The following is a 21,193-nucleotide window of genomic DNA, read 5'->3' as shown; positions in this document are numbered from 1 at the left end:
GATGGAACCCGTATCCAACGCGACTGTGTACATCGTGGACGACGACGCCGGGGTGCGTGAAGCGCTGGCCTGGCTGCTGCGCTCGCGCCGCCTGCCCAGTGAATCGTTTGAAAGCGCCGAGGCGTTCGACGCCATGCTGCAAACCCGTGCGCCCCAGCGCCAGCCCTGCTGCCTGCTGCTGGACGTGCGCATGCCTGGCCTCAGTGGTCTGGCGCTGTTTGACCTGCTGGCCGCGCGGGGCGACCTGCAGACCATGCCCGTCATCTTCCTCACCGGCCACGCCGATGTGCCCACGGCGGTGGACGCCGTCAAGCGCGGGGCCTTCGATTTTTGTGAGAAGCCGTTTTCCGACAACGCGCTGGTGGACCGCATTGAGCAGGCCCTGGCCCAGTCGGGCGAGCGGCTGGCCCAGCTGCGTGAGCGCAGTGACCTGCAGGTGCGCCTCAAAGACCTGACAGAGCGCGAGCGCGACGTGATGGACTTGGTGGTGGCAGGGCTGCCCAACAAGCTGATCGCTGATCAGCTCGACATCAGCGTGCGCACGGTGGAAGTGCACCGCTCACGCGTGTTTGACAAGATGCAGGTCAAGTCGGCCGTGGAGCTGGCCAACCTGCTGCGCTCTAGCCACTGAGCGCAGCGCCGCTGCATCAGAAGCGGTTCTTAGCGGGGGCGCTCACCCACAAAAATTTCCACCCGCCGGTTGCGGGAGCGCCCTTCGATGGTGTCGTTGCTGGCGATCGGGTAGCGCTCGCCCACGCCATCGACAGCAATGCGGCGCCCGTCCACGCCGCGCGCTGCCAGGTAGCTGCGGGTGCTAGCTGCGCGGTCCACCGACAGGGGGTTGTTCACCGCATCGCTGCCTGTGCTGTCGGTGTGGCCCACGATGCGCACGTCCGAGTACGGGTTGTTGCGCAGCCCTGCGGCAAACTGGTCCAGCACCGGCGCAAAGTTGGGCTGGATGTCCGAGCGGCCCACCGCAAACGAAATATCGCTTGGGATGTTCAGCATCAGCTGGTTGTCGGCCGTTTGCGTCACGGCAATGCCGGTGCCTTGGGTGGCTTGTTCCATCTCGCGCTTTTGGCGCTCCATGTTTTGCGACCAGATGTAGGTGCCCAAGGCCCCCACCCCGGCGCCCACCACGGCGCCCGTGCCTGCGTTGCCGCCAGTGGCCGATCCAATCACCGCCCCGGCCAGCGCGCCAATGCCTGCGCCCGTGGCGGTGCGGCGCTGGGTGTCGTCCATGCTGGCGCAGCCCGAGGCCAAAACGACGATGGCGCTGACGCCCAGAAGAATGTGTTTGCGCATGTGTGTGCTCCTTGAAAACCGAGCCAGCGCCCCCCGAAAACTGTACGCGTTCAGTGTGAGTCCGCTGCCGGATGCTGACGATGGTCAGGCCAGCCCAGGGCCCGCGCCATCAGCCTGCGGGCCAAGGGGATGTAGGACGGAGCCTTGCCTGCGCGCAGCCTGTCAAGGGCGCGAGGAGGGGGGCGGAGGCGGCGTGCCATGGTCGTCTTTGGGGGGCGGCAGGTTCAGCTCCCCGCCCTTGCGGCCGGAAAACATCGTCCACCACACAATTGCAACCAACACCACCAGCGCCAGCAGCGCTTCAAGCAAAATCAGCCCCATGAAATTGACACTCCTGCGCCTGGTTGCAACGGCGCTGATTGTAGGAACGCTCGTCGCCTGCTCCACCCCGCCCGCCCCATCCCCCTCGGTCCCTGGGGGCATGCCTGCGCCCCAGCCCACCGCGCCTTATGCCGTGCCGGGCGACACCGGCCCGCTGCCCCCACCCCTGGCCCAGCCCAAAAGCCGCTGGACACCGGTGCGCTGGGCCGAACTGCCCGGCTTTGCTGACGACGCCCTGCACGAAGCCTGGAACGCCTGGATCAAAAGCTGCGAGCGCCCCGTGGCCCCCTTCACCGCCCTGTGCAGCGAGGTGCGCCAGCTCAGCATCGCCACCGGCGAAGACCAGCGCGCCTGGATGGTGGCGCGCCTGCAGCCCTACCGCGTAGAAGCCGCAGATGGCAACCCCGACGGCCTGCTCACCGCCTATTACGAACCCCTGATGGACGCCGCTCGCCAGCCCGGCAACGGCTTCACCGTGCCCATCTACCGCCTGCCCGCAGGCTTTGGTGCCCGCAAGCCCTGGTACACCCGCCAGCAGATCGAAACCCTGCCCGAAGCCCAGGCCGCCTTGCAAGGCCGCGCCATCGCCTGGTTGCGCGACCCGGTCGAATCCATGGTGCTGCACATCCAGGGCTCGGGCCGGGTGCGCGTCACCGAGGCCGATGGCTCCACCACCTTGCTGCGGGTGGCCTACGCGGGCACCAACGACCAGCCCTACGGCAGCATTGGCCGCTGGCTGCTCGACCAGGGCTACACCCGCGACGCCACCTGGCCTGGCATTCGCGCCTGGTTGGCCGCCAACCCGCAGCGCACCAACGAGCTGATGTGGACCAATCCCCGCTACGTCTTCTTCAAGGAAGAACCTCTGGTGGGCATGGACGCAGGCTTTGGCCCCAAGGGCGCACAGGGCGTGCCCCTGACGCCCGGCCGCTCCATCGCGGTAGACCGCCAGAGCATCCCCTACGGCACGCCCGTGTGGCTGGCCTCCAGCGGCCCGCAGGTGCAACTGAGCCGCCTGGTGCTGGCGCAAGACACGGGCAGCGCCATCCTGGGCGCGGTGCGGGCGGACTACTTCACCGGCTGGGGCCCGGAGGCCGGGGACATTGCCGGGCGGCTCAAGCAGAACCTGCGGCTGTGGGTGTTGTGGCCGAGGTGATTTACACCATTTTGGCTGTCAGCGCCCATCAATAAAGCGCTGACAGCTATTAAATTCATAGTGCATTGGCGGCTTGCGAGCGAGGGCATGCGCGGTGTCACGCAGCTTTCACAGGCCGTGCCTAGCATCCAGCGCTTTACGTTTTGCCGCTCGGATCGCCCATGCCCTTCGCCCGTTTTCTCCCCGTAGCTTCCCAGCCCGGTGCGCGTTTGCGCCTGACCTCCATCGCCGCGCTGCTGGCCTTGTCTGCCTGTGGCGGGGGTGGGGGCGATGAGCCCGTGGCCCCGGCCATGCCGCAGGCGTTGGGCGTGACCGACACGGCGCCCGTGCCCACCGTGACGGCCTTTGTGGACACCGCCGCCACCAACCAGCGCGGCGATGCGCGCTACGCCACCGCCGACACCAACGCGGGGGTGCGCGTGCTTGCGGGTTTCCTGGACATCTGGGAGCCCAGCACCCGCTTGGTGGATGCGGGGCAAACCGCCCCAGCTGCCAACGGCTTCCCTGCCGTGGTGGCATCCACGTGGTCGGGCATTCCTGGCGATGCGACCGATGGCAAGGTCAAAAACGCCGCCGTGCACAAAGAGAACATCGACTTTGTGGTGCGCACCACCACCGCCCGCACTGCCCCCCAATCCCAGGCTGCTTACTTTGACGACCGCCGCGGCAAGAACTACAGCGTGACCGATGGCATGGGCCCGCTCACCGATGCATGGCGCAAGGCCGCCCGCCAGACCACCTCCATCACCACTGTGCCCGCAGATGCCACCACCACGCTGTACAACGACGGTGGCAACAACACCGGCGTGTCGGGCGACACCAACCCCGAGTTTGGCCGCGTGATTGCGTTTGTGGAAAGCATGGGCGCCAACGCCTCCACCGAGCCCGCCAAGCGCTTTTACAAGTACGCCCGCCCCTGGCGCTGGAGCGCGGACGTGAAAGTGGAACCCACGCTGCTGCCTGCGCGCAGCAGCACCCCCGCCACCGATGGCGGCTACACCAGCGGCCATAGCGCCGAGGCGGTGCGCAACGCCGTGGCCATGGCCTACTTGGTGCCTGAGCGCTTCCAGGAAATGCTCGCACGCGGCTTGGAGCTGGGCGAAAACCGCATCATGGCTGGCATGCACTCGCCGCTGGACGTGATCAGCGGTCGTATGCTGGGCCAGGCATCGGCGGTGGGCAACATTGCCGCAGCGAGCAAAGACACCCGCGCTGCCGCCTACGCCCAAGCGCATCAAACCTTGATGGCCGCCGTGGGCTCCGCCACGCCTGCCCAGTTTGCTGCCTTTGCACGCAGCCAGGGCACGGACAAAGACCGCTTTGCCGACTACGCGGCCAACCAGCTCAACTACCAGCGCCGTCTGGTGTTTGGCTTCACCCCCATTGGCAGCACCACGCAGCCTGCCGTGGTGCCCAAGGGCGCTGAAGTGTTGCTGGAAACCCGGCTGCCTTATCTGAGCGACGCGCAGCGCCGCGTGGTGCTCAAGACCACGGCCTTGTCGTCCGGTTACCCCGTCATGGACGACGCCGAAGGCTATGGCCGCCTCAACCTGTTTGCTGCAGGCAGCGGCTACGGCGCCTTCAGCGGCGATGTGGACGTGACCATGGACGCAGCCCTGGGGGGCTTCCATGCCCTGGATGTGTGGCGCAACCCCATTGCGGGCGCTGGCAAGCTGACCAAGCGCGGCAGCGGCACCCTGGCCCTGGCGGGTGCCAGCACCTACAGCGGCGGCACTGAAATCGCTGCCGGCACCGTGCGCGCCGATGCCGCCAAGGCCCTGGGCACTGGTGCGGTGTATGTGGCGGGCGGCACCTTGCTGACCAACACCAGCGCTGCTTTGGAACTGCCCGGCGGCCTGACGCAGACCGCCACCGGCACCCTGGCCCTGCAACTGGGCGCAGCCGATGCAGGCACGATCAGCACGGCGGGCGTCGCCACGCTGGCAGGCCCCCTGTTCGTCACCTTCCGCACCGGTTTCACGCCCAAGGCGGGCGACACGCTGACGCTGCTGCGCGTCAAGCGGGTGCAGGGCACGTTCAGCGCCATCACCGTGGCGGGCTTCAAGGCGACGGCGGTGTACAACGGGGACAGCGTGCAGTTGGTGTTGAGCAACTGAGGGATGCAACGCGCCGGGGGCTTGGGGCTGCCTGGGCCTGCGGGTTGGAGGGGGCGGGCCCCTGCGCTGTTGGCGTCTTGATGGCTGCTTGCCTGCGCAGGTGTGATGGGGTGTTTTTAGGTGTTTTGTGGCTGTAGCGCTTATGGAGCTAGCGCGGGCAGCTATGAAATTGAGAGTGATCTGCGGATGGCTCCAGTACGTTTGAGCTGAGCTTGTCGACGCGGGGGCGCTACCTCCTCCCCGTCCGTTCGGGCTGAGCCCGTCGAAGCCTGGGCGCCACCTCCACCCGTTTGGGTTGAGTCCGTTGAAGCCTGGGCTCTACTCCCACCCGTTCGGGCTGAGCTTGTCGAAGCCGGGGGTTGCGGGTTGATCGGATTGCATGCCTGTGCCAAGGGCGGGTGCCGGGATGTGCGCCCGGCGGCGCACCTTCTTTTCTTGCGTCGCCAAGAAAAGAAGGCAAAAGAAGGCGACCCCACTGTCTGCGTCCCTGCGCTTCGCTTCGGGCAACCTGCGGTGCTCGCGTCCAGCGGGGTCTCGCTCGAACTCGCTTCACTGCGTTGCGCTCAAACAGTCGCGAGCCCTGATCCGCTGGCCGCTGCGCTCCTCGGCGCATACAGAGGGGATGGATGCCGAACAGCCGAACAGCCGTGCGGGCCATCGCTTCGCTCGGCCTGGCGGAGGCTCAGGGGCCCAGGCTGCAGCGGGGGCTCAGGGGCAGGGCACCTTGGTGGCGTCGGTTTCTGTGCGTGGGGTGGCTGCAGAGGCTGCGGGTGCTGCAGCCGGTGCGACGGTCGCGGTGTGCAGTTGGTCGCCTTCGATGCGGTAGGCGTATTCGCGCGTTGTGGTGGTCATTTCCGCCCTGACCGTGCTGCCCGCCAGGGTAGTGGCGTACACCTGGGGGCGCACGACTTGGTACCGGTAGGTGGTGGTGGCCAGGCCACGGCTGGTTCTGCAGGTGGAATCGAGCTGTTCTTCCTTGAACTGGAGAGTGCAGCGGCCAGAGCGGTCTTCGAGCTTTTGGCCGTCCACCGTGTGCAGCACGATGGCGGTGGCGCGCCAGCAGCCGAGCAGGGATGGGTCGGGGGCGGCGGCTTGGGCGCAGGGCGCGATGCAGAGTGCGCAGAGCAGCCAGCGGGAATATGCGATGCGGTTCATGGGCTGTGATTGTCCACGGGGTTGCGCGCCCGTGCTGTTCAGTCTGAACACGGCGGCCACATGCATTAGTTTGCTATTGAATGCATAGCTGACAGCGCTTGTTCTATAAGCGCTGGAGGCGAAAATTGCCTAAAAATACTACCGTTCCACCGTCCACCGCGTCACCCTCGGGGGCGCGTCCCCGGTGTGAAACGCCAGCTTGCGCTCGCGCAGCGCCACGTCGGATGCGGTGACGCGGTCAAAGCGGCGCAGGTGTTCGGTCCACGATTCGTCTTCGATGCGCTCCACATAGCGCGTCGGGTTGCTGATGTCGTGCAGCAGTTGCCAGTCCAGCGCGCCCTGGCGCAGGCGGCTGCGGCGGCTTTCCTGCATCACGGCGCGGAACTCGGTGGCGCGGGCGGGATGGATGAAGTACTCGATGGTGACCACCACATGCCCGGCCTCGGGCGGGGTGGGGGCGGTGGGGGCCTTGAAGGCGCTGGACGGGCTCAAGTCTTCTTCGATGGACCGGTCGGCCGCCAGGCGCTGCACCACGGCCATCACGATGCCGCCGCTCACGGCGGCAACGCCTAAGCTGGTGTGCACATCGGTGAGCGAGGCCACCTGGCCCCACAGCGCGGCGCCTGCGGCGGTGGCGCCCATGATGCTCATTTGGTAGATGGACATGCCCCGGGCCCGCACCCAGTTGGGCAGGGCCAGTTGGGCCGAGACGCTGAGCGTGTTGGCGGTGGTGATCCAGGCCATGCCACCCAGCACCATGGCGGGCACGGCCACATACACATTGGGGGCCCAGGCGATGACGCCGGTGGCCGCAGCCTGCAGCAGCGTGCCGCGCAGCACCAGCACATCGCGCGGCATGGCCTGGCGCAGGCGGGGCAGGAACATGGCGGCCACGATGGCGCCCCCGCCCATGCTGGCCAGTAGCAGCGTGAAGGTGCCCGCGCCGCCGCCCTCAAGCCCCTTAGCCACCAGCGGCAGCAGCGCCATCAGTGCCGTGGCGTGCAAGAAGAAGACGGAGATGCGCCACAGCACGGCGCGCATGCGGGGCGACTGGCGCACAAACTGCACGCCCACACGCATGGCGCTGGGCAGGCGCTCACGCCCGAGCGGGCTGGGCACGTGTTCGCGCTTCCAGCGCATGATGACCAGGCCCGAGAGCACCGACAGCACGGCGTTGAGCACAAACACCCAGGCGCTGCCTGCGCTGGCGATGATGGCTCCCGCCAGCAGCGGGCCCATGATGCGCGAGGCGTTCATGGCCACGCCGTTCAGAGCCAGCGCCGCAGGCAACTGCGGGCGGCTGACCAGCTCAGGGACGATGGCGGCAAACACCGGCCAGCGCATGGCCAGCCCAATGCCGTTGGCAAAGGTGAGGGCCAGCAGCAGCGGCGCCGACATGCCGCCCCAGACGATGGCGCAGGCCAGCACCACGGCCACGCCAGCCACCCAGAACTGCGTGGCCATGAAGTAGCGGCGCCGGTCGAGGATGTCCGCCAGCGCGCCGCTGGGCAGGCCCAGCAAGAACACGGGCAGGGTGGACGCAGACTGCACCAGCGCCACCAGCACGGGCGAGGTGGTCAGCGTGGTCATCAGCCAGGCGGCGGCCACGTCGTTCATCCACATGCAGGTGTTGGCAGCCACCCAGGTCAGCCACAGCATGCGAAACACGGGCACCGACAGCGGGGCGAAGGGCGAGAGCGAGGCGTCGGAGCGTACGGCCCCGGCGGCGGCGCTTTGGTCCAGGCTGTGCTGGGCCGATTCTTCGGTGCCTTGGGCGAGTGCGGCGCGCTCTGCGGCGCTCAGGGCCGGAGCGTCAGGCGGGGTGAGGGCATCGCCTGCGCTGGCGGGCGTGTGGTCGGAGGGGCTGTCGCGGTGGGGTTGGGGTGGCATGTGCGCTGATTGTGCGATGTCTGACCTCCTGGTGCCCAGCGCAGGCCTGGCGACCCGGCTTGTGCCATGGATTTTGGAGATCCGTTTTTTAAGTAAAAACGGGCTGCGGCGCTTATATATAAAGCGCTTGCAGCTATCAAAAAAAGAGCAATTCAAGTCGCCCAGCCCAGAACCCCAGGGGCAGGCCTGGGCAGACTCAGCGGGCCTTGGGCTGCGTCAGGTGCGCCAACGGCAGCGCGCCGCTGGCCTTGACCTCGCCCAGCGAGAAGCTGGTGTGCATGTCTTTCACGTTGGGCAGGTTCAGCAGCACATCGCGCGCAAACTGCGAAAAGCTGTCCAGGTCGCGCGCCACCACCTGCAGCTCAAAGGTGCCGGTGCCACTGATGTAGTGGCAGGCCACCACTTCGGGGATCTGGCGGATGGCTTCTTCCATGGCGCGGGTGAGGTTGCCGGTGCTGCGGTCGGCGTCCAGCCGCACAAAGGCCAGCACGCCCAGGCCGATCTTGTGGCGGTCGATCTCGGCGCGGTAGCCCTTGATGTACCCGGCCTCTTCCAGCGCCCGCACCCGCCGCCAGCACGGCGCGGCAGACAGGCCCACGCGCTGGGCCAGCTCGGCGTTGGTCAGCCTGGCGTCGGCCTGCAATTCTTGCAAGATGGCGAGGTCGTATTTGTCTAAATTGTTCATGTTATGGCGATTTTAAGAAATATCCTTTCTGAATCGAGGGTAAACACGGCATAAAAACGAAAGCACATATCCGGCGCGCCTGCCTAAACTGCCTGCAAGCCATCCATTTCGACGCCCGCTGCCGCCCACAAGGTGGTGGCAGGGCCGCCACCCCCACGGAGACAGCCATGAACGCCCCCTTACCCGAATCGATCCGCAAAGCCCTGGAGACGGTCACTCTGGATGACAACCCGCAACGCGGGTTGCAACACAAATACGTGGCGGGCGGCAATGCCGCACGCGGTGGATTTGGCGTCGAGCGCGCTTGCGAAGGAGGTGTGCTGTGAACGCCCCGCTGCCTGAACACATCCGCAGGGCGATCGAAACCGTATCGCTCGACGACAAATACACCCTGGGCGAGGGCCGGGCCTTCATGAGCGGTGTGCAGGCCCTGGTGCGCCTTCCCATGTTGCAGCGCCAGCGCGATGCGGCGGCGGGGCTCAACACGGCGGGCTTCATCAGCGGCTACCGGGGCTCGCCCCTGGGCACGTACGACCAGGCCCTGTGGGCCGCCAAAAAGCACCTGGCCGAGAACCACATCGTTTTCCAGCCCGGCGTGAACGAAGAGCTGGGCGCCACGGCGGTGTGGGGCACGCAGCAGCTCGACCTGTATCCGCAAAGCAAAAAGTACGACGGCGTGTTCGGCATTTGGTACGGCAAGGGCCCAGGCGTGGACCGCTGCTCAGACGTGTTCAAGCACGCCAACATGGCGGGCACCGCCAAGCACGGCGGCGTGATCGCCATTGCGGGCGACGACCACATCAGCAAGAGCAGCACGGCGGCGCACCAGAGCGACCACATCTTCAAGGCCTGCGGCACGCCGGTGTTCTTCCCCAGCAGCGTGCAGGAGATTCTGGACATGGGCCTGCACGCCTTTGCCATGAGCCGTTTTTCGGGCGTGTGGTCGGGCATGAAAACCATCCAGGAGGTGGTGGAGTCGTCCAGCAGCATCAGCGTGGACCCCGACCGCGTGAAGATCATCCTGCCCGAGGACTTTGCGATGCCGCCGGGCGGCCTGCACATCCGCTGGCCTGATGCGCCGCTGGAGCAGGAAGCGCGCCTGATGGACTACAAGTGGTACGCGGCCCTGGCGTACATCCGCGCCAACAAGCTCAACTACAACGTCATTGAGGGCAAGAACGACCGCTTCGGCATCATCGCCAGCGGCAAGGCCTACAACGACACGCGCCAGGCGCTGGTGGACCTGGGGCTGGATGACGACACCTGCCGCCAGCTGGGCATTCGGGTGCACAAGGTCAACGTGGTGTGGCCGCTCGAAGCCACCATCACCCGCGACTTTGCGCAGGGCCTGCAAGAGATTTTGGTGGTGGAAGAAAAGCGCCAGGTCATCGAGTACCAGATCAAGGAAGAGCTGTACAACTGGCGCGCCGACGTGCGGCCCAATGTGCTGGGCAAGTTTGACGAGGTGGAAGGTGACAACTCGGGTGGCGAGTGGAGCATGCCCAACCCCAGCCAGAACTGGCTGCTGCGCCCCAAGGCCGACCTGACGCCAGCCATCATTGCCAAGGCCATTGCCAAGCGCCTGAAGAAGCTGGGCGTGTCCAGCGACATCGTGGCCCGCATGGAAGCCCGCCTGGCCATCATCGAGGCCAGCGAACGCGCGATGACGGAGTTGAAGGTGGACACCGGCGAGCGTGCGCCGTGGTTTTGCAGCGGCTGCCCGCACAACACCAGCACCCGCGTGCCAGAGGGCTCGCGCGCCGTGGCAGGCATTGGCTGCCACTACATGGTCAACTGGATGCCCGACCGCCGCACCAGCACCTTCACGCAGATGGGTGGCGAGGGCGTGACCTGGGTGGGCCAGCAGCCCTTCTCCACCGACGCACACATCTTTGCCAACCTGGGCGACGGCACGTACTTCCACAGCGGGCTGCTGGCCATCCGCCAAAGCATTGCGGCGGGGGTGAACATCACCTACAAAGTGCTCTACAACGACGCCGTGGCCATGACCGGCGGGCAGACCGTGGGCGAGCGGCCCGAGGGGCACTCGGTGCTGCAGATCATGAACAGCCTGAAGGCCGAAGGCGTGGCCAAGCTGGTCATCGTGACGGACGAGCCGCACAAGTACGACGGTGTACCGCTGGCCGAAGGCGTGACAGTGCACCACCGCGACGAGCTGGACACCATCCAGCGCCAGTTCCGCGAGATCAAGGGCTGCACCACCATCATTTACGACCAGACCTGCGCGACCGAAAAGCGCCGCCGCCGCAAGCGCGGCAAGCTGGCCACGCCCGACAAGACCGTGGTCATCAACGACCTGGTGTGCGAGGGCTGCGGCGACTGCTCGACGAAGTCGAACTGCCTGAGCGTGGAGCCCGTGGAGACCGAGTTTGGCCGCAAGCGCCGCATCAACCAGAGCACCTGCAACAAGGATTATTCCTGCGTCAACGGCTTTTGCCCGAGCTTTGTGACGGTGGAGGGCGGCCAGCTGAAAAAGCCGAAGAAGGAAAAGAAGGGCGACCTGTCGGCACTGCCCAACATCCCTGAACCTGTGCTGCCCGTGGCCGAAACCGCCTGGGGCATTGTGGTGGGCGGTGTGGGGGGCACGGGGGTCATCACCATCGGCTCGCTCTTGGGCATGGCTGCGCACCTCGATGGCAAGGGCGTGATCACGCAGGACGCCGGCGGCCTGGCGCAAAAGGGCGGCGCCACCTGGAGCCACATCCAGATCGCCAACCGGCCCGACGCCATCTACACCACCAAGGTCGATACGGCCAAGGCCGACTTGGTGATCGGTTGCGACTCCATCGTTGCCGCGCACAAGTACACCCTGGCTGTCATGCAGCCGGGCCGCACCTTTGTGGCGCTCAACACGCACGGCACGCCCACGGCGGCGTTTGTGAACAACCCCGACTGGCAGTTCCCCGGTGGCAACTGCGATGCAGCCATTGCCGCTGCCGTGGGCGCGGGCGGTGTGGGCAGCTTTGACGCCGAGCAGGTGGCCACGCAGCTGCTGGGCGACAGCATCTACACCAACCCGCTGATGCTGGGCTACGCCTGGCAGAAGGGCCGCGTGCCGCTGACGTTCGCATCGCTGATGCGCGCTATGGAATTGAACGGCGTGCAGGTGGACAACAACAAGGCCGCCTTCGAATGGGGCCGCCGCTGTGCGCACGACCTGGCGGCGGTGCAAGCCTTGTTCCAGGCCGCACAGGTGATCCAGTTCGTCAAGAAACCCGCGCTGGCCGAGATGGTCGCCAAGCGCATTGAATTCCTCACCGGCTACCAGAACGCAGCCTATGCGGCCGACTACCAGGCCTTTGTGCACAAGGTGCAAGCGGCTGAAGCCAAGCTGGGCAGCACCACCCGCCTGACCGAGGCGGTGGCGCGCTACCTGTTCAAGCTGATGGCGTACAAGGACGAGTACGAAGTGGCGCGCCTGCACACCGATAAAGCCTTCACCGACAAGATTGCCGCCCAGTTTGAAGGCGACTACAAGCTGGTGCACCACCTGGCCCCGCCGATGCTGGCGAAGAAGAACGCCAAGGGCGAGCTGCTCAAGCAAAGCTACGGCCCGTGGATGCGCAAAGCCTTTGGCCTGCTGGCCCGCATGAAAGGCCTGCGCGGCACGGCGCTCGACATTTTCGGCAACACCGAAGAGCGCCGCACCGAGCGCGCCCTCATCGTGGAATACCGTGCCTGCATCGACGAGCTGCTGGAGCGCCTGAGCAGCGACAACTTGGCCCTGGCCGTGGAGATTGCCCGCATCCCCGAAGAGATCCGTGGCTACGGCCATGTGAAGGAGCGCCACCTGCAGGCCGCGCGCCCCAAATGGAGCGGCCTGATGGCCCAGTGGCGCAACCCCGGGGCAGCGGCCCACCGCCAGGCTGCCTGAGGCCACCGCGTTGCTTCGCAGGCAGCGCGGTGCGTTTGTCGCTATTAAATTTATAGCACCTAGCGCTTGTATATCCAGCGCTAGGGGCTATTTTTATTGGAATGCGGCGTGGCGCTGGCACCCGCCAACTCCCCCAGGCGCATCTGGTCTTGGGCTTGGGCGGGGTGCCGCATACAATGCCCGGTTACCCCATGGCGGGCGCCCAGGGCCCCGAATGGGGAATTCGTTGCATAAAGACGCCGAGCATCGCCGCCAGGCTGCGTTGCCAATCCTCGCGATAGCGACGGCTATCGCTGCGGTTGGCGCCTTGCCTGGCGACGATGTCGACCTCTTTCTTGCATCAACGAATTTCCCATTCGGCACCCTGGCGCTGGCCGTGTGGAATTCCGACCGTTTTGACCATCCGCTGTGGAGTCCCTGCCGTGTTTATTTCTTCTGCTTTTGCCCAGACCGCTCCTGCCGCCGCTGCAGGTGGTGGCGACCTGATGTCTTCGCTGACCGGCATGCTGCCATTGGTGCTGATGTTCGTGGTGTTGTACTTCGTCATGATCCGCCCCCAGATGAAGCGCCAAAAAGAGCACCGCGCCATGATTGATGCCATCGCCAAGGGCGACGAAGTGGCCACGTCGGGCGGCATCATCGGCAAGGTCACGCGCCTGTCCGAAGGCTTCCTGCACATTGAAATCGCCAGCAACGTGGAAGTGCAGATCCAGCGCAGCGCCGTGGTGCAAGTGCTGCCCAAGGGCACGGTGAAGTAAAGAACCTGAAGTCAGGGCGTGGCAGCGGTGGTCGCTGCCAGCCTTCGTCAGGGGCAGCGGCCACGGCGTCGCCCGCCCCGATAGCTTTCCGTGAGGTAAGAGCGCGATCATGAACCGATATCCGGTCTGGAAGTGGGCGATCCTGGTGATCGTGCTGCTGGTGGGTGCCTTGTACAGCCTGCCCAATTTCTTTGGTGAAACGCCTGCAGTGCAGGTCTCTGCGGTCAAGAGCGGCGTCAAAATTGACGACGCTGTGGCGCAGCGGGTGGAGCAGGCCCTGGCGGCCGCCAGCCTGACGGCCGAGCGCGTGGCGGTGGAGGGCACTTCGGTGCGCGCACGCTTTGACTCGCTGGAAACCCAGCTCAAGGCCAAGGACGTGATTCAAAAGGCGTTGGTGCCCGATGCGAACGACCCCAGCTACGTGGTGGCGCTGAACCAGATCTCGCGCACCCCCGGCTGGCTCAGCGCGCTGCACGCCCGCCCCATGTTCCTGGGGCTCGATTTGCGCGGTGGCGTGCACTTCATGTTGCAGGTGGACATGCAGGCGGCCCTCACCAAAAAGGCCGAAGCCTATGCCGGTGACATCCGCACCGCGCTGCGCGAAAAGAACGTGCGCCACAACGGTATTTCGCGCGATGGCCAGATCGTCGACATCAAGGTGGCCGACGAAGCCACGCAGACCAAGGTGCGCAACCTCATCAGCGACCAGTTTGTCGACCTGCAGGTGGTGAGCCAGCCCGATGGCGACGGCTTGCGCCTGCGCGCCAGCATCAAGCCCGAGGCGGCGCGCAAGGTGCAAGAGCAAGCCGTCAAGCAGAACATCGTCACGCTGCACAACCGGATCAACGAGCTGGGCGTGACCGAGCCCGTGATCCAACAGCAAGGCCAGGACCGCATCGTGGTGCAACTGGCTGGCGTGCAAGACACCGCCCAGGCCAAAGACATTCTGGGCCGCACCGCCACGCTGGAAGTGCGCATGGTCGAAGAAAGCACCGAAGCCCGCGCTGCCGAGCAAGGCCGTGGCCCCGTGCCTTTTGGCACCGAGCGCTACCCCGAGCGCAGTGGCCAGTCGGTGATCGTCAAGAAGCAGGTCATCCTGACCGGTGAGAACCTGACCGACGCCCAGCCGGGTTTTGACAGCCAGACGCAAGAGCCCACCGTGAACCTGACGCTGGACGCCAAGGGCTCGCGCATCTTCCGTGACATCACCCGCGAGAACATCGGCAAGCGCATGGCCATCGTGCTGTTTGAAAAGGGCAAGGGCGAAGTCGTGACGGCGCCCGTCATTCGTTCTGAAATTGGTGGCGGCCGTGTGCAGATTTCGGGCCGCATGACCACGGCCGAGGCCAACAACACCGCGCTGCTGCTGCGCGCAGGCTCGTTGGCCGCGCCCATGGAAATCATCGAGGAATACACCATCGGCCCTAGCCTGGGTGCTGACAACATCGAGCGCGGTATCCACAGCGTGGTGTGGGGCCTGGCGGCCATTGCCGCATTCATGTGCGTGTACTACCTGCTGTTCGGTGTGATTTCCAGCATTGCGCTGGCGGTGAACGTGATGCTGCTGGTGGCTATCTTGTCGATGCTGCAGGCCACGCTGACGCTGCCCGGTATTGCCGCCATGGCGTTGGCCATCGGTGTGGCCATTGACTCGAACGTGCTGATCAACGAGCGCGTGCGCGAAGAGCTGCGCGCTGGTGTGGCGCCGCAGGCGGCCATCCACACCGGGTATGACCGTGCGTGGGCCACGATTTTGGATTCGAACGTGACCACGCTGATCGCGGGCCTGGCCTTGCTGGCATTTGGCTCGGGCCCTGTGCGCGGCTTTGCCGTGGTGCACTGCATCGGCATTTTGACCAGCATGTTCTCGGCGGTGTTCTTCTCGCGCGGCCTGGTGAACCTGTGGTACGGCCGCCAGAAGAAGCTCAAGAGCGTTTCCATCGGCCAGGTCTGGAAGCCTGAGTCGGACGCCACAGCCGTGGCCAAGTCGCAATAAAGGAGGAAGACATGGAGTTCTTCCGCATCAAAAAAGACATCCCTTTCATGAAGCACGCGTTGGTTTTCAACGCGATTTCCTTCATCACCTTTGCACTGGCGGTGTTCTTCCTGTTCTCTCGCGGGTTGCACCTGTCGGTGGAGTTCACGGGCGGCACCGTGATGGAAGTGGCCTATAGCCAACCCGCTGAGCTGGCCAAGGTGCGCGACACGGTGTCGGGCCTGGGTTACACCGATGTGCAGGTCCAAAGCTTTGGCACGCCCCGCGACGTGCTGATCCGCCTGCCCGTGCAAAAGGGCGTGACGTCGGCGCAGCAAAGCGAGCAGGTGTTGCAGGCGCTGAAGGCTGGTGATGCCAATGTGGTGCTGCGCCGCACCGAGTTTGTGGGCCCGCAGGTGGGCGATGAGCTGGTGCACGGCGGCCTGATGGCGCTGGGCATGGTGGTGCTGGGCATCGTGATCTACCTGGCGTTCCGTTTTGAGTGGAAGTTCGGCGTGGCGGCCATCATCGCCAACTTGCACGACGTGGTGATCATCCTGGGCTTTTTCGCGTTCTTCCAGTGGGAGTTCTCGCTGTCGGTGCTGGCCGCCGTGTTGGCGGTGCTGGGGTACTCGGTGAACGAGTCGGTTGTTATCTTTGACCGTATCCGCGAAGCCTTCCGCAAGTACCGCAAGATGACGACGCACGAGGTGATCGACCACGCCATCACCAGCACCATGAGCCGGACCATGATCACCCACGGTTCCACCGAAATCATGGTGCTGTCCATGTTCTTCTTCGGCGGCCCGAGCCTGCATTACTTTGCGCTGGCCTTGACCATCGGCATCTTGTTCGGCATTTACTCGTCGGTGTTCGTGGCCGCAGCCATTGCCATGTGGCTGGGTGTCAAACGCGAAGATCTGGTGTCGGGTCCGCGCAAAGACGCCGGTGATCCCAATGACCCCAATGCCGGAGCCGCCGTCTGACCCGGTAATATCTACGCATGCAGACAAACGACTCCCTCGTAGCGCAACGTCGTCTGGCGCGCCAGGCGCGCCAGCGCTTCGTTGAGGGGTTGTGCACCAGTCTGCCGGACCTGGACAAGACAGTAACCGAGTTCCTGTCGGCGCTTTTGGCGCAAACAGGCACCCAGCGCGAAATGCAGACCCGGCGCGACGCCTGGCTGCTGTACCAACAACACCACACGGCCTGGCTGGAGCGCACGGCCAAGACCTGGCGCGATGCGCTGGCCCCCCACTCCAGCAGCAGCCAGGGGCAGCCAGTGCTGGGCAGCCAGTTTGAGCTGCTCAGCGACGATGTGGTGGAGAACAAGATCGTGGCCGCCCGCATGGCCATCACGGTGGCTGAGCAGGTCAGCCAGCAGTTTGACTCCTTGCGCCAGCGCACGCAGGTGCTGGAGGGCCAGGACATGGACAGCACCGACATCCTGCGCATCGAGACGGTATGCTTGAAGCTGGTGGAGCAATGGGTTGATGCAGGCTTGCCCCGCACCGATTTGCTCACGGTGGTGGATCCGCTGCAGCGTGAGCTGGCCAAGCAGGTCCAGAAGCACTACCAGGCCGTCAACGTTTTTTATGTGGAGCAAGGTGTGGCCATGCCCACGGACATGCGGGGGCGCGTGCGCCGCACCGCTTCGGGTGGCGTGGGCGGGGGCGCTGCATCCTCCGGGGCGGGCGGTTTGGCCTCCCAGGCGCTGGCCCAGTCGCGTGATGCCATGGCGGGCATGCAAGGTGCGCCGGGCGCGCGATGGGGTGGCCCGGCATCTGGCCGGGGCGAGCCTTTGCAACAGCGCCCCATGATGTCCCCCCAGCAAGGGCAGTACATGGCCCCCCAGCCAGGCATGGTGGGTGGAGGCTACGGCGCCGTCACGGGCATGACGCCATTGATCCGTGCCCGCCAGCGTGCACAGGGGGTGATGGGCCAGTTGCGCAAGTTGTTGACCCAGCCAGCGACCGGCTTTGACATGGTCAAGGCTCCACCAGCTTCTGCTGCGCTGGCACATGCCTTGTCTGCGCAGCGGGTTCAGGCAGACACCTATTACAGCGGCGTGGCCACTCTCATGGAAGATTACAGTCCCGCTGCCGTGGTGCAGGTGGCTGGTGCCGTGCGCGAACGCTCGGTCGAGCTCAAGAAAAAAGCCGTCACCCCGGGCGAAAAGGCCATCATTGAGGTGGTGGCGCTCATGTTCCAGAGCATCCTGGCGGAAGACCGCATTCCGCCTGCCGTGCGGGTCTGGTTTGCGCGCTTGCAGGTGCCGGTGTTGCGGGTGGCCCTGGCAGAGCCCGAGTTTTTCAGCAACCTGGACCACCCTGCACGCCAACTGATTGACCGCATGGGGGCTTGCGTCATGGGCTTTGATGCCACGGCCATTAACGGCAGCGCGTTGGAGGCAGAAATCCGCCGAGTGGTGCAGGTGATTGAGCAGTACCCCGAGACCGGGCGCCGTGTGTTCCAGTTGGTGTACGAAGAGTTTGAGAAATTCCTCTCCAAGTTCCTGACCGAAAAGCAGGCCACGTCGCGTCTGGTGAGCGTGGCCCAGCAGGTGGAGCAGCGTGAGACGCTGGCCATCCAATACACCATCGAGCTGCGGACCATGTTGCGCGACATGCCGGTGCGCGATGAGATCCGTGAGTTTCTCTTCAAGACCTGGGCCGAGGTGCTGGCCTTGTCTGCGGTGCGCGATGGTGCGCAGCATGCGGACACGGTGATGTTCAAGCAGACCGCGGCCGATCTGGTGTGGGCCGCCAGCGCCAAGCCCAACCGCACCGACCGCTCGCTGGTGATCCAGCAACTGCCCGGTTTGCTGCAACGCCTGCGCCAGGGGCTGACGTTGATTGGTGTGACGGGGGCTGAGCAGGATGCGCGCATCAAGGTGCTGACGGACACCCTGGCTGAAGCATTTTTGTCCAAGACGGCGAGCATTCCGCAAGCGCACATCGAGGCCATGTCCAAGCGCTTGGCCAATTTGGAAGACTTCATCAACGATGCCACGCTGGGCGACATGCCGCTCAATTCCGAAAGCATCGAAATGATGCTCGGCATCGACGCATCCTCGATCTTCGTGATTGCGGACAATGGTGCCCCGGTGGAAGACGCCATGGTGGCCTGGGCACAAGACCTCAAGCCCGGTACCTGGTACACGCTGGACCACAATGGGTCTTCGGCCCAGGTGCAATACGCGTGGCAGAGCAAGCGCAAGCAGCTGCATTTGTTTGCAGCCGTCGATGGCAGCAGCTACCTGATCCAGCTGCACCGGCTGGCGGCCTATCTGCAGACCGGGCTGCTGGTGGCCCAGGACGAAGAGGGGCTCACCATGCGCGCCACCCGCGACGCCCTGGCCAAGCTGGACGCCAACCCTGAGCGCTTGCTCGACTGATTTGGGCCAGGCCCGGTTGTGGCCTGCTTCGTAGGCCCTACCCGCGCCCCATGCGCTGAAACAGCGCGCCAGGTAGTCTAGCGATGGCGCCGTCCAACTCCAATTCCAGCAGCTGTACTTGCAGGCTGGCCGTGTCCAGGCCCGTGCGGCTGACCAGCGCGTCCAGCCCGACCGGGTCGTAGCCTATGGCCTGCAGCAGCGGGCTTTCGGTGGCTGCTGCAGGAGCATCGCCAGTCACCGCTTCGGGTGCGCGCGGGGCGGCAGACCATCGGCATTCTTCCAGAACATCTTGGGCCGACTCGACCAGCTTGGCGCCTTGCTTGATCAGTGCGTGGCAGCCCCGCGATTGGGGGGCGTGGATGGAGCCCGGAATAGCGAACACTTCTCGGCCTTGCTCGGATGCCATGCGGGCCGTGATCAGCGAGCCCGAGGCCAATGCGGCCTCTACCACCAGGGTGCCTTGCGATAGGCCGGAAATGATGCGATTGCGCTTGGGGAAGTTGCCGGCCAACGGCGGTGTGCCCAGCGGGTATTCGCTGACCAGCAGGCCGTGCCGGGCAATGCGGTGGGCCAGTGCCAGATGTTTGCTGGGGTAGACGCGGTCCAGACCCGTGCCCACGATGGCGATGGTGGCGGCTTGCTCTGAGGCGTCGCCCGGCGCTACATCGGCCAAGGCCCCTTCATGCGCGGCGGCATCTACGCCCAGTGCCAGGCCAGACACGATGGTCAGCCCCGCAGCGCGCAGTGCTTTGGCAAATTGGTAGGCGTTGTCTGCTCCCTGTGCCGTGGGATTGCGGCTGCCCACCACAGCTAGGCATTGCCCCTCGCTGAAGGGGGTGTCCTGCACCAGTGCTTGGGCGCCCATCACGTACAGCATCAGGGGCGGGTCCTCGGTGTCCAGCATTCTCTGGGGAAAGCGCCTGTCCCCCAGGGTGATGATGTCCCGGGCCACTCCTTCGGGGGTATCGGTCGCTTGCAGCCACTGCCAGGTTTTCTCCAGCAAATCTGGCCATTCGGCGGGCGGCGTGCTCAGGGCTTGGGCCTGGCGCTGCGTCACCCACTGGCCCAGGATCGCTTCAGGCTGGGCAAAGATGCCTGCAGGCAGGCCAAAGGCCGCTAGCAGCTTGCGCGCAGCCTGGTTGCCAATGCCTTTGGTCGTGGCAAGCCGTAGCCATGCGCCCAGTTCGTCCCGGTCCATAGTTGGCCAATGAGGGTTGGAAGGTTTGTGTGGGGGCTATGCAAAACGGGGCCCAAAGGCCCCGTTGCAAAGTGATCAATCGCAGGCTTGGCTGCGTTTACTGTGGGTTGACCAGTCGGTCGCCCACCTGCACGCCAGTGCGCACTTCCAGCAGCAGCGCGTACGAAACCTTGTCAAAGGTCAAGAACACCATGGCCAAGCCATTGTGTTCGCTGGGCAGCTTGATCATCGGCTTGCCGTCAGCGGTCACGTCCTTGACGAGGTCGCCCTTGGTCAGCAAGGTCAACACATGCCCTGGCTCAATGCCTTGGGTCGAGCCCATGTTGATGGCCACGACCTGGTTTTGGCCAGCCACCGCCACGTTGGAGGAGCCATAAATCGATACCACGCGTGCGTTCACGTTGGTTTGTGGCTCGTGGGGAATGTAGTTCTTGAAGTTACGGCCGGGCTCGGGGAGCATGCGGTCGCCTGCGCGAATCTCTTCCTTGGTGGCCGTGATGTCCACGGTGGCTGGCACCAACTCTTGCTTGACCTTGCCCTTGCCGTCGCTGACTTCTTCCACGGTTTCGCTGCGGGCGAGTTCGGCATTGCCCAGGTAGCGCGCTTCGTAGCCCAGGATTTCGCCCGACACGGGATCCTTCAGCGCCACGGCGTCGCGGAACACGCGGAAGCTGCGGGGGTTGCCCGCCTTGGTGCTCAGCTGGGCATTGGCGCTGCCGCGTGCGTACACACGATCGCCTGCGGCCATCAGCACGCGCTGGTCGGTCGTGGCCACCAGGCGAGGCGCTTGCTCAATGGTGGCGGCGTCGGCCACCAGGGGCTCGACCAGGAAAGGCGCAATCAGGTGCGATTGGAGGGTGGGCAGGGCCAGGCTGGCCAGGCTGTCGGTGCGTGTGCGCGGCGACAGGCGCACGGTGTCGGAGCCGCCCACGGGCTGGGTGCGCAGGCGCGCATAGCCGTCGGACTTGTCCAGGTACAGCGTTTGTCCAGGGAAAATCAGGTGGGGATTGGGCAGAGCCTTGAGGTTCATGCCCCACAGCTCAGGCCAGCGCCATGGGCTCTTGAGGTACATCTTGGAGATGTCCCACAGCGTATCGCCGCGCTTGACGACATAGGTGTCAGGGGCATTGGGGGCCAACTCAGAGATCGGGATGCCCTTCTCCGACACCTGTTGCGCGGTGCTGCGCTGGGCATCGGAAATCGGGTATTTTTGTGCCAAGGCGGGCGTGCATGCCAAAGCGGCGGCAATGACTGTCAGCGCACCCAAGGCTGTTCGCTGCGCGCTGGAGAAAGTCATCATGTTTTTCCTTTTTTGATGCATTGAGAAACGCCCCCTCACTG

Annotated in this window: 16 protein-coding genes; 9 read left to right on the top strand and 7 right to left on the bottom strand. The window is 65.2% G+C overall.

The window, feature by feature from the left end; all coding sequences use genetic code 11:
* The first annotated feature begins 1 nt into the window (after position 1).
* Positions 2 to 631 carry a response regulator transcription factor gene (locus C8C98_RS07150; protein ID WP_121453692.1) on the top strand — a complete coding sequence of 210 codons (630 nt, stop codon included), beginning with the start codon at positions 2 to 4 and terminating at the stop codon, positions 629 to 631.
* 29 nt (positions 632 to 660) lie between these two features.
* Here C8C98_RS07150 and C8C98_RS07145 read toward each other — a convergent pair whose 3' ends face one another.
* Entirely contained in the window at positions 661 to 1,305 is a 645-nt protein-coding gene (locus C8C98_RS07145) for an OmpA family protein (protein ID WP_121453691.1), read from the bottom strand.
* A 162-nt stretch (positions 1,306 to 1,467) separates the two neighbouring features.
* Positions 1,468 to 1,626 carry a hypothetical protein gene (locus C8C98_RS21880; protein WP_199726566.1) on the bottom strand — a complete coding sequence of 53 codons (159 nt, stop codon included), beginning with the start codon at positions 1,624 to 1,626 and terminating at the stop codon, positions 1,468 to 1,470.
* Here C8C98_RS21880 and C8C98_RS07140 point away from each other — a divergent pair.
* Positions 1,559 to 2,782, top strand: coding sequence for a murein transglycosylase A (locus tag C8C98_RS07140; protein WP_121456102.1), 1,224 nt, complete (start codon positions 1,559 to 1,561; stop codon positions 2,780 to 2,782). The genes C8C98_RS21880 and C8C98_RS07140 overlap by 68 nt on opposite strands.
* 161 nt (positions 2,783 to 2,943) lie before the next feature.
* On the top strand, positions 2,944 to 4,899 hold the full coding sequence (locus C8C98_RS07135) for a phosphatase PAP2 family protein (RefSeq protein WP_121453690.1): 1,956 nt from the start codon (positions 2,944 to 2,946) through the stop codon (positions 4,897 to 4,899).
* Positions 4,900 to 5,607: 708 nt separating this feature from the next.
* On the opposite strand, the gene C8C98_RS07130 is transcribed toward C8C98_RS07135, so the two are convergent.
* The 3 genes from C8C98_RS07130 to C8C98_RS07120 form a co-directional block, all read right to left on the bottom strand.
* Positions 5,608 to 6,054 (bottom strand): hypothetical protein, encoded by a 447-nt coding sequence (locus C8C98_RS07130; RefSeq protein WP_121456101.1) that lies wholly within the window; start codon positions 6,052 to 6,054, stop codon positions 5,608 to 5,610.
* 138 nt (positions 6,055 to 6,192) lie between these two features.
* Positions 6,193 to 7,944 (bottom strand): MFS transporter, encoded by a 1,752-nt coding sequence (locus C8C98_RS07125; RefSeq protein ID WP_199726565.1) that lies wholly within the window; start codon positions 7,942 to 7,944, stop codon positions 6,193 to 6,195.
* Positions 7,945 to 8,140: 196 nt separating this feature from the next.
* On the bottom strand, positions 8,141 to 8,629 hold the full coding sequence (locus C8C98_RS07120; RefSeq protein WP_121453689.1) for an Lrp/AsnC family transcriptional regulator: 489 nt from the start codon (positions 8,627 to 8,629) through the stop codon (positions 8,141 to 8,143).
* 167 nt (positions 8,630 to 8,796) lie between these two features.
* Between C8C98_RS07120 and C8C98_RS21765 the strand changes: the two genes are divergently transcribed.
* From C8C98_RS21765 to C8C98_RS07095, 6 genes are all read left to right on the top strand, one after another.
* Positions 8,797 to 8,955, top strand: coding sequence for a hypothetical protein (locus C8C98_RS21765; protein ID WP_158600146.1), 159 nt, complete (start codon positions 8,797 to 8,799; stop codon positions 8,953 to 8,955).
* A complete protein-coding gene (locus tag C8C98_RS07115; protein WP_121453688.1) occupies positions 8,952 to 12,524 on the top strand; it encodes an indolepyruvate ferredoxin oxidoreductase family protein in 3,573 nt (1,190 codons plus the stop codon). The genes C8C98_RS21765 and C8C98_RS07115 overlap by 4 nt, the downstream gene beginning before the upstream one ends.
* Before the next feature lie 422 nt (positions 12,525 to 12,946).
* Entirely contained in the window at positions 12,947 to 13,282 is a 336-nt protein-coding gene (yajC, locus tag C8C98_RS07110) for a preprotein translocase subunit YajC (protein WP_121453687.1), read from the top strand.
* Positions 13,283 to 13,391: 109 nt separating this feature from the next.
* A complete protein-coding gene (gene secD / locus C8C98_RS07105) occupies positions 13,392 to 15,278 on the top strand; it encodes a protein translocase subunit SecD (RefSeq protein WP_121453686.1) in 1,887 nt (628 codons plus the stop codon).
* An 11-nt stretch (positions 15,279 to 15,289) separates the two neighbouring features.
* The gene (secF, locus tag C8C98_RS07100; RefSeq protein ID WP_121453685.1) at positions 15,290 to 16,243 is read left to right on the top strand and encodes a protein translocase subunit SecF; all 954 of its coding nucleotides are present in this window, start codon (positions 15,290 to 15,292) and stop codon (positions 16,241 to 16,243) included.
* A gap of 17 nt (positions 16,244 to 16,260) precedes the next feature.
* The gene (locus C8C98_RS07095) at positions 16,261 to 18,654 is read left to right on the top strand and encodes a DUF1631 family protein (protein ID WP_121453684.1); all 2,394 of its coding nucleotides are present in this window, start codon (positions 16,261 to 16,263) and stop codon (positions 18,652 to 18,654) included.
* A gap of 37 nt (positions 18,655 to 18,691) precedes the next feature.
* Here the strand turns inward: C8C98_RS07095 and dprA are convergent, their stop codons facing one another.
* Both dprA and C8C98_RS07085 read right to left on the bottom strand, forming a co-directional pair.
* A complete protein-coding gene (gene dprA, locus C8C98_RS07090) occupies positions 18,692 to 19,852 on the bottom strand; it encodes a DNA-processing protein DprA (RefSeq protein ID WP_121453683.1) in 1,161 nt (386 codons plus the stop codon).
* Positions 19,853 to 19,949: 97 nt separating this feature from the next.
* On the bottom strand, positions 19,950 to 21,152 hold the full coding sequence (locus tag C8C98_RS07085; protein WP_121453682.1) for a LysM peptidoglycan-binding domain-containing protein: 1,203 nt from the start codon (positions 21,150 to 21,152) through the stop codon (positions 19,950 to 19,952).
* Positions 21,153 to 21,193 lie beyond the last annotated feature (41 nt).

The sequence above is a fragment of the Acidovorax sp. 106 genome (genome assembly GCF_003663825.1).
Lineage (GTDB): Bacteria > Pseudomonadota > Gammaproteobacteria > Burkholderiales > Burkholderiaceae_C > Acidovorax.
The sequence above is the reverse complement of the archived record's forward strand: the minus strand, read 5'-3'. Positions and strand labels throughout refer to the sequence as shown.